This window comes from Rhodovulum euryhalinum (genome assembly GCF_004342445.1).
Lineage (GTDB): Bacteria > Pseudomonadota > Alphaproteobacteria > Rhodobacterales > Rhodobacteraceae > Rhodovulum > Rhodovulum euryhalinum.
This window is the reverse complement of the sequence record NZ_SLWW01000006.1, coordinates 51,815-65,017: the sequence shown is the minus strand read 5'-3', so window position 1 is coordinate 65,017 and position 13,203 is coordinate 51,815. Positions and strand designations below refer to the sequence as shown.

The window sequence follows — 13,203 nt, the reverse complement described above, 5'->3', positions numbered from 1 at the left end:
CCTACCGCCCCGCGCAGTCGACCGCGGCCGGGCTCACCTTGCCGTCCTTCAGGAACGCCTCGGCCTCCAGATCGAAGGCCAGCGTCCCCCCGGCGCAGGCCGCCGACAGGATATCGGCCGCCATCGCGGTATTGCGCACAAGCTGGCCGAACTGCGCCTCGGTCAGTCCGAAGCTGTCCTTCAGATAGGCATGCAGCGGCCCCCCGGCGGCCAGGTCCTCATTGAGCGCCATCAGCCGGGAATAGGTCCCGGCCGGGAAATGGCGCAGCCCCTCCAGCATGCCCGTGGACTTGGCATAGTTGGCGTATTCCACCCGCGCGCCCGCGTCGTTGTCGTTCAGATGCGTGCGCTTGATCCGGATCGCGCCGGGTGCGGGCGGCGCGTCGTCGCCATGCTTGGCGGCGGCCTGGGTCCGCACCGCGCCGGTCTCGACCCAGTGCCAGACCGGAACGAAGTCGATGTTGCCGACCCGGTCCTGCTGGCTGAGGATGAAGTCCAGCAGCACGAGTCCGGTCAGGTCCTCCATCCAGTATGCGACCTGCGCGGGGGCGACACCGGCCCCCATGTCCCTGGCGATCTGGGGGTCCTTCACCGCCTCGGCCACGCCCGCCGCGATCGCGGCCTCGATCGGGCCCGCGGCACGCAGGGCGAGGAAGGGCGCCGTCTTCTGGAAGTCGAGGTTCTGCCCCTTGCCCCAGCCCGAGGCGCGGGTGCCGTTGACCTCGGAATTGTAGCGGTCGCCCTTCGACTTGAGCATCACGCCGTAAAGCGCGCTGCGGTCGGCGGTGAACAGTTCATCGGTCGGGCTGTAGGTGCCGGGGTCCTGGTCGGCCGCGACCAGAATCTGCCAGCCCGAGCGGTTCATGTCGGACGAATGGCTGTGCCCCGAGATCGCGACGCCCGGGCGCGCGACCTCTGACAGGTGCGCGCCCCGGTCCATGCTGCGCCAGACCGCCACCGGCACGCCGATGTCCATGCCGAAGTAGCGGGACAGGTGGTAGTAGAGCAGCGGCGAGGGCGAGAAGGTGCCGCTGGTGCCCCTGGCGTTCATCGTCGGCTTGAACTTGGCCAGTTCGCCGCCCGACGCCTCCTTCGCCTCCTTGCCCTGAGGGCAGGCATTGGCCTCGAACCCGCGCCGGTCGCCGGCATAGGGCCCTTCGGACAGGTCGTGCAGGATCATCCCGGGGCTGGTGCTCCAGGTCTTGGGGCAGAGCCCCACGGCCGGGTCGTAAAGGTCGATGGCGCAGAAGGCAGCCTCGGCGGCGAGGTCGGCCTCGGAATAGACCGCGCCGGGCATCGGCGCGATGCGGACGCAGGTCTCGGTCACGCCGTTGGGGCTGGTGAATCGCGTGGCCGTGCCCTCGACCGCGTCAGAGGCCGAGACGGCGGAAGCGGTGAGGCACAGGGCGGCGGTCAGGGTCAGGCGCAAGGCTCGGTCCTTTCAGTCGGGGCAGATGGCGGCGCGTTCGGCCGCCGAGATGGCCAGCGCCGGGCTGGGAGAGAAATGCTCGAAATGGTGGTCGATCCAGGCATCGCAGCCGTCGGAACAATCGGCACCGTTGCGCGCCTCGTCCCAATAGGCCTTGGCGCGGTCCTCGCTCCAGCCGCAGAACTGCACCAGCGCCATCGCCGAGATCGCGCCCGAGGAATGTACGCCCCACATGCAGTGCACCAGCATCGGCCCGCGGCCCGGATCCTTGATGATGGCGTGGATTTCCTTCAGCACGTCGTCCGGCCGGGTCGACTTGCCCGGCGCATAGGCCAGCCGCCCGCCGCCGCAGGAGGTTTCGCCGAACTTCGTGTTCTTGCCGAAGTCGATGTAGCGCGCCGACGAGAAGCCGGCCGCGCACAGCTGCTTGCGCTGGGTATCGTTCAGTCCCGTGCGGCCCTTGTCGCCACCCTTGAAGCCTGCACGGTACAGCACCCCCGACAGCACCGGGCGGACGAAGGCCAGTCCCTCGGCCGGGCTCTGTCCATTCCGCCCGACCATCTCTGCGTGGCCCGGTCCGCCACTCCGCGCGGTGAAGCCCTCGGCCGACGCGCCGCCCGCCGCCAGCGCCGCCACCAGCAGGGCGGCCCATCCTGCCCGCCGCGTCCCGCCGTCCCGCCGCAGTCCTTCGATCATCCTCGGCTCCCTTCCTGGTTCAACCGGATGCCGCCCTGCCCCGCACGGCCGCCGCCCGTCGCAGGCGCAGACCTGCCGCCTGGGCTGCGCGGCGACTCGGGGGATGATCGGCGGCCTTTGACGGCAATGCTATCCGATTTGCGCAGCGTGCCTACGGCGTGTCCCGCCGGGCCTCGCCACAGCCGTTGGCGCGCAACCCGGTGCGGCTCAATGCCCGACCAACCAGCTTCCGTGTCGACCTGTGTCGACAAGCCCGGCAACCGGAACACCAGCGGACGGCAGTAAGCTCTTCAATGCACACGATGCCGAGGCAAGCCAGTGGGCTTTCCGGCGCGGATGAAGGCGGTGGATCTGGGCGATGTGGTGTGCAGTGTCCGACATCGCCTACGCCATCGCCGATCCGCGGATGCGCCGGGGGGCGGCCGATGACCGCGCTGCCGCGCGACAGACCGGGCCGGTCGGGCCTGCGCAGGCTCTGGGACGAAGCCGATGCGGTGCGCCAGGCCGCTGCCCTGATCGCCCTGTTCGTGCTGACGCTGTTCCGCTCCACCGTGAACGTGCTCGTGGGGGTGCCGGGCCTTTTCGGATGGTTGTGGATCGCGACCGTCACGCGGCTCGACCGTCACGCGGTTCACGGTGGCGACGGCCCGGTGCTCTCCGGCCCGCGTGTTCAGGCCAACCGCGGCGGCCCCACGATTCGCGGATCGCTTGGCTGCGGCCGAGGCACGGCTCGGCGAGCGGTCAGAGGATCGGCCAGACCTCGGGACGACCCAGATCGCGCGGGCGGTTTCCCCTGCGCGAAGATCGTCGCGCCGAGCGGAAACAGCAGCGTCCGGGCAGCGTCCAGAAGCGCGGACTGCAGGTGCTTGGGCAGGCTGCTGATGGGCAGGAAACGCCGGGCAATCTGGCGATGCTGGTCCGGCGAGGAAAGGAAACACTCCCGTCTGTCAGCCAGGACAGGCGATGTGACAGACCCGTTCGCATCGCTGAACCGGCCGGTCAGCGCCTCTCTCCGGCCCTGCGCGCCGGTGCCCTTGGCGAGGCCGGGTTCAGCCTTCGATATCCTCGATCCAGGTCTTTGCCGCCACCGCCTGCGGCAACCCCAGCGGACCAATGGCCAGCATCGACACATGCAGCAGCGCGTCGCGCCCGATGCCCTCGGCCAGCGCCCGGCGGGTGTGGGAATGTACCGCCCCCTCGGACCCGGCGCCCACGGCAAGGGCCAGCTTGACCAGCCGCCGCTCGCGTTCGGTCAGGGGCCCCGCGGCGGCGGTCGCCGCGCCGAGCGCGCTGTAGGCCTTCCAGACGTCAGGATGCGCCTCGGCCAGCCGGGCCGGCGCGCTGGGAATCTTGTCGGCCATGGTATCCTCCTTCCGATCAGCTTGCGGGGTCGTCGATCAGCGGCGTCGGCCGGGCCAGGCGTTCCAGATCCCCGCGATCGCGGATCGTCACCGTCAGCCCGTCCACCTCGACGCCGTATTCGGCCAGCGTCCTCAACGCGCGCGAGAAGTTCTCGGGCGTCATGCCCAGCAGCGAGGCGATCTTGCGCTTTTCGACCGGCAACTCGAAGCTCGGCGCGCCCTGGGCCAGAGTCTGCCGTCGGATCAGGTAGTTCGCAAGCCGCTCGATGGAACTGCGCAGCTTGAGGTTCTTGGTGGTCTTGACCACGTCGCGAAAATCGCAGGCCAGTTCCGCCACCACCGCACGGGCAAACGCGTTGTCCGTTTCGAACACCGCGCGCACATCCTCGGACGGCAGCAGGACGATGCGGGATTTTTCCAGCGTTCGGGCGGACATCAGATAGGGCCGGTCGCGCAGGGTCGCCGCCAGGATGAAGCTGGTCACCGGCCTGAGCAGCGCCATGGTCGTATCTCGGCCGTTCCAGCGGGCGAACATCTCGACATGGCCTTCAGACAGGATGTGCAGGAAATCGCTGGGCTCGCCTTCGGTGATCAACTCGATCTGCGGCGGGAAGGTCTGCACATAGGCGCCACGACACAGCCGGTCGAACGCGTCCGCGGCCATGTCAGCGAAGATCGCGAGACTTCGAATTTCGCGGATTTCCGATTCGCGCATGGCACCCCCGCCAGAAACGCTTGATAAAAATCAAGCCATCACACCCCCAAAGTCAAGTCCTGAATTCGGTATGCGACGGAACACACTTGCTCCATTTCCCGGGCCGACACCAAGGATTTCCCAAGCACCCTTGTTTCGTCTGCACGCGCCGCCCGCTTGATCGAGATCAAGTTTTTGCGGGCTGAACCACCTGAACGCTGCCGCAAATCCGGCACGTCCCGTGGGACCGCCGCGCAGAAGGAGGGGCACCGCATGCACACGTTGACGGGGGTCCGAAGGGGCGATCAGTATCGCGCACTCGGCCTCAGCACCTTCGCCTTCACCGCATGTTTCGCGGTCTGGACGATCTTTTCCATCATCGGGGTGGCCATCAAGGACGAGCTTGGGCTGACCGATACCCAGTTCGGCCTGCTGGTGGCGACCCCGATCCTGACGGGCTCGGTCACGCGCCTGTTCCTGGGCGTCTGGACCGAGAAATACGGCGGGCGGCTTGTCTTTTCCGCGCAGATGATCCTGACGGCGCTGGCCACCTGGGCGCTGACGCTGGCGGACACCTACACCATGTACCTGGTCGCGGCCCTGGGCATCGGCCTTGCGGGGGGCTCGTTCATCATCGGCGTGGCCTATGTCTCGCGCTGGTACGACGCGGGCCACCAGGGCACGGCGCTGGGCATCTTCGGGGCGGGCAACGTGGGCGCCGCGGTGACCAAGTTCATCGCGCCCTTCGTTCTGGTGGCCTATGGCTGGCACACCGTCGCCCATGTCTGGGCCGTGGCGCTGGCCACCATCGGCGTGCTGTTCTTCCTTTTTGCCAAGGACGACCCGGCGCTGGTCGAACGCCGGCAGAAGGGCATCCGCGCGCCCTCGCTCGCCGAACAGTTCGCGCCGCTCAAGAACCTCCAGGTCTGGCGCTTCTCGCTCTACTACTTCTTCGTGTTCGGCGCCTTCGTCGGGCTGGCGCTGTGGATGCCGCACTACCTGATCGACGTCTACGGCCTCGACGTGCGGAACGCGGGCATGGCCGCGGCCACCTTCAGCCTGTCGGCCTCGCTGTTCCGCGCCTATGGGGGCGTGCTGTCCGACAAGTTCGGCGCGCGGGCGATCATGTACTGGACCTTCGGCTTTTCGCTGCTGTTCCTGTTCATGCTGTCCTATCCGCCGACCGACTACATCATCCAGGGCAAGGACGGCCCGATCGCCTTCTCGACCTCGATGGGGCTGTGGCCATTCATCTCGATCCTGTTCGCGCTGGGCTTCTTCATGAGCCTCGGCAAGGCGGCGGTGTTCAAGCATATCCCGGTCTATTACCCCCATCACGTCGGCGCGGTGGGCGGCCTGGTGGGCATGTTCGGGGGCCTGGGCGGCTTCATCCTGCCGATCCTGTTCGGCGCCGCACTCGACCTGACGGGCGTCTACACCTCGTGCTTCGTGCTGCTGTTCGGCATCGTCGCCGTGGCGCTGACCTGGATGCACCTGTCGATCCGCGCGATGGAACGGCGCGCCCGCGGGACCGAGCTGGACCGGCTGCCGGCCCTGCCCGAAATGGAAGAGGTCCACGTTCCCGGCAAGACCGAACTACCCCGCGTGATCGAGGACTGGCGGCCCGAGGACCCGGTCTTCTGGGCCGACAGGGGCCGCCGGGTGGCGCGCCGCAACCTGTGGATCTCGATCCCGGCACTGCTTCTGGCGTTCTCGGTCTGGATGGTGTGGTCGATGGTCGTGGCGCGCCTGCCCGCGATCGGGTTCGACTTCACCACCGGCCAGCTGTTCTGGCTGGCGGCGATCCCGGGGCTTTCGGGTGCGACGCTGCGCATCTTCTACAGCTTCATGGTGCCGATCTTCGGCGGGCGGCTGTGGACGACGCTGTCGACCGCCTCGCTGCTGCTGCCGGCCATGGGGATCGGCTATGCGGTGCAGAACCCCGAGACGCCCTACCTGATCTTCCTGACGCTGGCGCTGCTCTGCGGTTTCGGCGGCGGCAACTTCGCCTCGTCGATGGCCAACATCGCCTTCTTCTTCCCCAAGGCGGAAAAGGGCAACGCCCTGGCGCTGAACGCGGGCCTTGGCAACCTCGGCGTCTCGGTGATGCAGTTCCTCGTGCCCATCGTCATCACCGCGGGCGTGTTCGGCGCCATGGGCGGCGCGCCGCAGGCGCTGTCGGACGGCGGGCAGGTATGGCTGCAGAACGCGGGCTTTGTCTGGGTGCCGTTCATCATGTTGGCCACGGCGGCGGCCTGGCTGGGGATGAACGACATTGCCGATGCGCGGGCCAGCTTCCGCGAACAGTCGGTGATCTTCAGCCGCAGGCACACCTGGCTGATGTGCATCCTCTACACAGGAACCTTCGGCAGCTTCATCGGCTATTCGGCGGGCTTCCCGCTCTTGACGAAGATCGCCTTCCCAGAGGTCAACGCGATCAACTTCGTGTTCCTCGGCCCGCTTCTGGGCGCGCTCAGCCGGGCGGGCACGGGCTGGGTTTCGGACCGGTTCGGCGGTGGCCGGGTCACGTTCTGGACCTTCGCGGGCATGATCGTCGCCACCTTCGCGGTGATCATGGCGATGGGGGCGGGCAGCTTCGCGGGCTTCTTCGCGGCCTTCATGGCGCTGTTCTTCCTGACCGGCGTGGGCAATGCCTCGACGTTCCAGATGATCCCGGCGATCATGGGGCGCGAGGTGCCGCGGCTGATGCCCGAGCTCGGCGCAGAGGCCCGCCGCAAGCAGGCCGAGCGCGAAAGCGCGGCGATCATCGCCTTCACCAGCGCGATCGCGGCCTATGGCGCCTTCTTCATCCCCAAGGGCTACGGCACGTCGATCGCGATGACCGGCTCACCGGTGGGGGCGCTGTGGGCCTTCCTGATCTTCTACGCGCTCTGCCTTGCGATCACCTGGGCCGTCTACACGCGCCCCCGCGGGCTTCTCCACGACATCGAGCACCGGTCCGCGGCCCCGGCCGCCGCCCAGCCCGCCGAATGACACGGACCGATTTCCGGGCGGCGCGCGCCGCCGCCTGGACGCTGCAATACGAAAGGACAGCCAGATGAGCCACCTTCTCGACAGATTGAACTTCCTCAAGCCCAAGGAACTGGAGAGATTCTCCGACGGCTGGGGCCAGGTGACCAGGGAAGACCGCGACTGGGAGGAGACCTACCGCAACCGCTGGCGCCACGACAAGATCGTGCGCTCGACCCACGGGGTGAACTGCACCGGGTCGTGTTCGTGGAAGATCTACGTCAAGTCGGGCATCGTGACCTGGGAAACCCAGCAGACCGATTATCCCCGCACCCGCGCCGACCTGCCGAACCACGAACCCCGCGGCTGCCAGCGCGGCGCCTCCTACAGCTGGTATCTCTACTCGGCCAACCGGGTGAAGCACCCGCTGGTCCGCGGCCGCCTGATGCGGATGTGGCGCGAGCTGCGCCGGACGAAATCGCCGGTCCAGGCCTGGGCCGCGATACAGAAAGACCCGGTCCTGCGCGCAGAATATACCCGCATCCGCGGCAAGGGCGGGTTCGTCCGCGCGAGCTGGGACGAGGCGACCGAGATCGTGGCGGCCGCGAACGCCTGGACGGCGAAGACGTATGGCCCTGACCGCGTCTTCGGCTTTTCGCCGATCCCGGCGATGTCGATGGTCTCCTATGCCGCCGGCTCGCGCTATCTCAGCCTCCTGGGGGGCACCTGCCTGTCCTTCTACGACTGGTATTGCGACCTGCCCCCCTCCAGCCCGCAGACCTGGGGCGAACAGACGGACGTGCCGGAGAGTGCCGACTGGTACAACGCGGGCTTCCTGCTGATCTGGGGCTCGAACGTGCCGCAGACCCGGACGCCCGACGCGCATTTCTACACCGAGGCGCGCTATCGCGGCACCAAGTCGGCGGTGATCTGCCCCGACTATTCCGAGGCGTCGAAATTCGGCGACATCTGGCTGAACCCCAAGCAGGGCACCGACAGCGCGCTGGCGATGGCGATGGGCCACGTGATCCTGCGCGAGTTCCACCTCGACCGCCAGGCGCCCTATTTCGAGGATTACGCGCGCAAGTACACCGACATGCCGATGCTGGTGCGGCTGGACGAAAAGGACGGCCGGTTGGTGCCGGGCCGGATGCTGCGCGCCGACGATTTCGACGGCAAGCTCGGCCAGACCAACAACCCCGACTGGAAGACCGTTGCCTTCGACGACGGGACCGGCGGCATCGTGGTGCCGAACGGGTCGGTCGGTTTCCGCTGGGGCGAGGAAGGCCGCTGGAACCTCGAAGAACGTGCCGGCGACAAGGAGACCAGGCTGCGCCTCAGCCTGATCCTGGAAGAGGACCACGACGAGGTCGTGGGCGTCGACTTCCCCTATTTCGGCGGCGCCGCGCACCAGCATTTCGTGAAATGCGGCCATCCCGACGTGCTGACCCGCAACATCCCCGCCCGGCGGGTGAAGCTGGCCGATGGCGAGGCGCTGGTCGTAACGGTCTTCGACCTGTTCTGCGCCAATTATGGCCTCGACCGGGGCCTGGGCGGCGCGTGGATCGCGAAATCCTATGACGAGGATCTGCCCTATACCCCCGCCTGGGCCGAAAAGATCACGGGCGTTCCGGCCGACAAGACGATCACGGTCGCCCGCGAATTCGCGCTGAACGCGGAAAAGACGCACGGCAAGTCCATGGTCATCCTCGGGGCCGGTCTGAACCACTGGTACCACATGGACATGAACTATCGCGGCATCATCAATCTGCTGGTGATGTGCGGCTGTGTCGGCCAGTCGGGCGGCGGCTGGAGCCATTATGTGGGCCAGGAAAAGCTGCGTCCGCAGACCGGCTGGCTGCCGCTCGCCTTCGCGCTCGACTGGAACCGCCCGCCGCGGCAGATGAACGGCACCTCGGCCTTCTACGCGCATACCGACCAGTGGCGCTATGAAACGCTGAACGTGCGCGAAATCCTCAGCCCCACCGCTCCCGAGGGCGACTGGGACGCCGCTCTGATCGACTACAACATCCGCGCCGAACGCATGGGCTGGCTGCCCTCGGCCCCGCAACTCAAGACCAACCCGCTGGAGGTGGCGAAGGCCGCCAGGGCGGCGGGCAAGGACCCGAAGGAGTATGTGGTCGAGGGGTTGAAATCGGGTACGCTCCAGATGTCCTGCGAGGATCCGGACGCGCCCGAGAACTGGCCGCGGAACCTGTTCGTTTGGCGGTCGAACCTCTTGGGCTCGTCGGGCAAGGGGCATGAATACTTCATCAAGCACCTTCTGGGCACCGACAACGGCGTGATGGGCAAGGATCTGGGCGCCGAGGGCCGCGAGAAGCCGAAGGAGGCCGTCTGGCACGACACCGCGCCCGAGGGGAAGCTCGACCTTCTGGTCTGCATCGACTTCCGGATGAGCACGACGGCGGTCTATGCCGACGTGGTCCTGCCGACCGCCAGCTGGTACGAGAAGAACGACCTCAACACCTCGGACATGCACCCTTTCATCCACCCGCTGCAGGCGGCGGTGGACCCGGCCTACGAGTCGAAATCGGACTGGGAGATCTTCAAGGCGATCGCCCGGAAATTCTCGGAGGTCGCGCCGGAAATCCTGGGCGTGGAAACCGATATCGTCCAGGCGCCGATCCTGCACGACACGCCCGGAGAACTGGCCCAGCCCCATGTGCGGGACTGGAAGAAGGGCGAATGTGACCTGATCCCCGGCAAGACCGCCCCGAACTATGTCGCGGTCGAACGGGACTACCCCGCGCTCTATGACCGCTTCGTGTCGGTCGGGCCGCTGCTGGACACGCTCGGCAACGGCGGCAAGGGCATCGGCTGGAACACCGAGGCCGAGATCCACGAACTGGCCAAGCTGAACGGCGTCTGGGCGGACGGCCCGGCCAAGGGGCGGCCGAAGATCGTCACCGACATCGACGCGACCGAGGTCATCCTGATGCTGGCCCCGGAAACCAACGGCGAGGTCGCGGTCAAGGCGTGGCAGGCGCTGGAGAAGCCCACAGGCCGACACCACGCGCATCTGGCCGAGGGGCAGGAGCACAACAAGATCCGCTTCCGCGACATCGCCGCCCAGCCGCGCAAGATCATCAGCTCGCCCACCTGGTCGGGCATCGAAAGCGAGGAGGTCTGCTACAACGCCGGCTATACCAACGTCCACGAACTGATCCCCTGGCGCACCGTCACCGGCCGCCAGCAGCTTTACCAGGATCACCTGTGGATGCGGGCCTTCGGCGAGGCGCTGTGCCAGTACCGCCCGCCGGTGGACCTGAAAACCATCACGGCGGAGGTGAACCCCGAAACCGACCGGCCCCATGTCGTGCTGAACTTCATCACGCCGCACCAGAAATGGGGCATCCATTCGACCTATTCCGACAACCTGCACATGCTGACGCTCAACCGCGGCGGGCCGGTGGTCTGGATTTCCGAGGTCGACGCGAAGAAGGCCGGGATCGAGGACAACGACTGGATCGAGGCCTTCAACGTGAACGGCGCGCTGACCGCACGCGCGGTCGTCTCGCAGCGGGTGAAGGAGGGGATGACGCTGATGTATCACGCGCAGGAGAAGATCGTGAACACGCCCGGATCGGAAAAGACCGGCATCCGCGGCGGCATCCACAACTCGGTCACCCGCGCGGTGCCCAAGCCCACCCACATGATCGGCGGCTACGCCCAGTTGGCCTACGGCTTCAACTACTACGGCACCGTCGGCTCGAACCGGGACGAATTCGTCATCGTCCGCAAGATGAACAAGGTCGACTGGCTCGACCGTCCCGCAACCCAGGAGGCCGCGGAATGAGAGTGCGTGCGCAAATCGGCATGGTGCTGAACCTCGACAAGTGCATCGGGTGCCACACCTGCTCCGTCACCTGCAAGAACGTGTGGACGAGCCGCGAGGGCGTCGAATACGCGTGGTTCAACAACGTCGAGACCAAGCCCGGCATCGGCTATCCCAAGGACTGGGAGAACCAGAAACGCTGGAACGGCGGGTGGGAGCGCAACCGGCGCGGCCACATCCAGCCGAAACAGGGCGCCAAGTGGCGGATTCTCTCCAACATCTTCGGCAACCCCGACCTGCCCGAGATCGACGACTATTACGAACCCTTCGACTTCGACCACGACCACCTGAAATCGGCCCCCGAGATGGAGGCCTTCCCGACCGCGCGGCCCTATTCCAAGATCACCGGCGCGCGGATCGAGAAGATCGAATGGGCGCCGAACTGGGAGGAGATCCTCGGCGGCGAATTCTCGAAACGGTCGCAGGACTACAACTTCGAGGGCGTGCAGAAGGAGATCTACGGGGAATACGAGAACACCTTCATGATGTATCTTCCCCGGCTCTGCGAACACTGCCTGAACCCGACCTGCGCGGCCTCTTGCCCCTCGGGCGCGATCTACAAGCGCGAGGAGGACGGCGTCGTCCTGATCGACCAGGAGAAATGCCGGGGCTGGCGGATGTGCATCTCGGGCTGCCCCTACAAGAAAGTCTATTACAACTGGGACACCGGCAAGTCCGAGAAATGCACCTTCTGCTATCCGCGGATCGAGTCGGGCATGCCCACGGTCTGTTCGGAAACCTGCGTGGGGCGGATCCGCTATCTGGGCGTGATGCTCTATGACGCCGACGCGATCGAGGCGGCGGCGAGTTCCGAGAAGGTGACCGACCTTTACGGCGCACAGCTCGACGTCTTCCTCGACCCCAACGACCCGGTGGTGCGCGAGATGGCGCTGGCCGATGGCGTGCCCCAGGAATGGATCGAGGCCGCCCGGAACTCGCCGGTCTGGAAGATGGCGATGGAATGGAAGGTCGCCTTCCCGCTGCATCCTGAATACCGGACGCTGCCGATGGTGTGGTACATCCCGCCGCTGTCGCCGATCCAGAACGCCGCCGAGGCGGGCAAGATCGGCCATGATTGCGAGATGCCCGACGTGCGCAGCCTGCGCATCCCGGTCCGGTACCTCGCCAACATGCTGACGGCGGGCGACGAGGCCCCGGTGGTTTCCGCGCTGGAACGGATGCTGGCGATGCGCGCCTACATGCGCGCCAAGACTATCGACGGCGTCACCGACGAGGGCATCGCCGCGCGCGTCGGCCTTTCGGGCCGGGTGATCGAGGACATGTACCGGATCATGGCGCTGGCCAATTACGAGGACCGCTTCGTGATCCCGACGACCCACCGGGAACTCGCCGAAGAGGCGATGGACCTGCGCGGCGGCTGCGGCTTCACCGATGGCAACGGCTGTTCCACCGGCATGTCCGAGGGCTCGCTCTTCGGCGGCAAGAAGAAGAAATTCACCCTTCCGTCGGAGGCGTTCTGATGAAGATCACCCTGAAGGCCCTTTCGGCGATGCTGAGCTATCCCAGCGCCGAATTCAAGGCCGCCACCTGGGACATCGCCGACGCGATGCTGGTGGAAGACCTGCTGACCCCGGCCGTGCGCCGGCAGCTTCTGCCGCTGTTGGACGAACTGCACGACATGGATCTGCACGACCAGCAGGAGCGGTTCGTGTCGCTGTTCGACCGGTCGCGGTCGCTGTCGCTGAACCTGTTCGAGCATGTCCACGGCGAAAGCCGGGACCGCGGCAGCGCGATGGTCGACCTGATCGAGACCTATCGCCGGGGCGGGTTCGAGCCCGCGACCGAGGAACTGCCCGATCACCTGCCGGTGCTTCTGGAATTCCTGGCGCACCGGCCCAAGGCCGAGGCGCGCGAGACACTGGCCGATGCGGCGCATATCTTCGAGGTGCTGGCGCAGCGGCTGGACAAACGGCAAAGCCCCTATGCGGGCGTGTTCCGCGCGCTTCTGCATCTCGCGGGCGAGACGGCCGACGCCCGGACCGTGGACGCCCTGCTGGCGCAACCCGAGGACGACCCCGACGACCTCGCGGCGCTCGACGCCGTCTGGGAGGAAACCCAGGTCACCTTCGGCCCCGACCCCGGCGCGGGGTGCCCCCAGGTGCGCGACATGCTCGCGCGCATGGATACCCCCTGCAACGACGTTCCGGCCCCGGGCCGGCACGCATCCCACTGACGG

At 67.0% G+C, this 13,203-nt stretch carries 8 protein-coding genes; 4 read left to right on the top strand and 4 right to left on the bottom strand.

What is annotated here, in order from left to right; genetic code table 11:
* Position 1: 1 nt before the first annotated feature.
* The 4 genes from EV655_RS08665 to EV655_RS08650 form a co-directional block, all read right to left on the bottom strand.
* Positions 2 to 1,429 carry a hypothetical protein gene (locus tag EV655_RS08665; RefSeq protein ID WP_132543854.1) on the bottom strand — a complete coding sequence of 476 codons (1,428 nt, stop codon included), beginning with the start codon at positions 1,427 to 1,429 and terminating at the stop codon, positions 2 to 4.
* 12 nt (positions 1,430 to 1,441) lie between these two features.
* Entirely contained in the window at positions 1,442 to 2,125 is a 684-nt protein-coding gene (locus EV655_RS08660; protein WP_132543852.1) for a protein-tyrosine phosphatase family protein, read from the bottom strand.
* Positions 2,126 to 3,174: 1,049 nt separating this feature from the next.
* A complete protein-coding gene (locus tag EV655_RS08655) occupies positions 3,175 to 3,486 on the bottom strand; it encodes a carboxymuconolactone decarboxylase family protein (RefSeq protein WP_132543850.1) in 312 nt (103 codons plus the stop codon).
* 16 nt (positions 3,487 to 3,502) lie between these two features.
* Positions 3,503 to 4,201 (bottom strand): cyclic nucleotide-binding domain-containing protein, encoded by a 699-nt coding sequence (locus EV655_RS08650; RefSeq protein ID WP_132543848.1) that lies wholly within the window; start codon positions 4,199 to 4,201, stop codon positions 3,503 to 3,505.
* A gap of 252 nt (positions 4,202 to 4,453) precedes the next feature.
* Here EV655_RS08650 and EV655_RS08645 point away from each other — a divergent pair, with 252 nt between their 5' ends.
* The 4 genes from EV655_RS08645 (at position 4,454) to narJ (ending at position 13,200) form a co-directional block, all read left to right on the top strand.
* The gene (locus EV655_RS08645) at positions 4,454 to 7,174 is read left to right on the top strand and encodes a nitrate/nitrite transporter (protein WP_132543846.1); all 2,721 of its coding nucleotides are present in this window, start codon (positions 4,454 to 4,456) and stop codon (positions 7,172 to 7,174) included.
* A gap of 64 nt (positions 7,175 to 7,238) precedes the next feature.
* Positions 7,239 to 10,967, top strand: a complete 3,729-nt coding sequence (locus tag EV655_RS08640; RefSeq protein WP_132543844.1) for a nitrate reductase subunit alpha — start codon at positions 7,239 to 7,241, stop codon at positions 10,965 to 10,967.
* Positions 10,964 to 12,487, top strand: coding sequence for a nitrate reductase subunit beta (narH, locus tag EV655_RS08635; RefSeq protein ID WP_132543842.1), 1,524 nt, complete (start codon positions 10,964 to 10,966; stop codon positions 12,485 to 12,487). Before EV655_RS08640 ends, narH begins: the two co-directional genes overlap by 4 nt.
* Positions 12,487 to 13,200, top strand: coding sequence for a nitrate reductase molybdenum cofactor assembly chaperone (narJ, locus tag EV655_RS08630; protein WP_132543840.1), 714 nt, complete (start codon positions 12,487 to 12,489; stop codon positions 13,198 to 13,200). Before narH ends, narJ begins: the two co-directional genes overlap by 1 nt.
* Positions 13,201 to 13,203 lie beyond the last annotated feature (3 nt).

Bases quoted from the DNA above. Each gene is read 5' to 3' on its own strand.
- narJ (WP_132543840.1), top strand. From the start codon at position 12,487: ATGAAGATCACCCTGAAGGCCCTTTCGGCGATGCTGAGCTATCCCAGC.
- EV655_RS08640 (WP_132543844.1), top strand. From the start codon at position 7,239: ATGAGCCACCTTCTCGACAGATTGAACTTCCTCAAGCCCAAGGAACTG.
- EV655_RS08645 (WP_132543846.1), top strand. From the start codon at position 4,454: ATGCACACGTTGACGGGGGTCCGAAGGGGCGATCAGTATCGCGCACTC.
- EV655_RS08650 (WP_132543848.1), bottom strand. From the start codon at position 4,201: ATGCGCGAATCGGAAATCCGCGAAATTCGAAGTCTCGCGATCTTCGCT.
- EV655_RS08655 (WP_132543850.1), bottom strand. From the start codon at position 3,486: ATGGCCGACAAGATTCCCAGCGCGCCGGCCCGGCTGGCCGAGGCGCAT.
- narH (WP_132543842.1), top strand. From the start codon at position 10,964: ATGAGAGTGCGTGCGCAAATCGGCATGGTGCTGAACCTCGACAAGTGC.
- EV655_RS08660 (WP_132543852.1), bottom strand. From the start codon at position 2,125: ATGATCGAAGGACTGCGGCGGGACGGCGGGACGCGGCGGGCAGGATGG.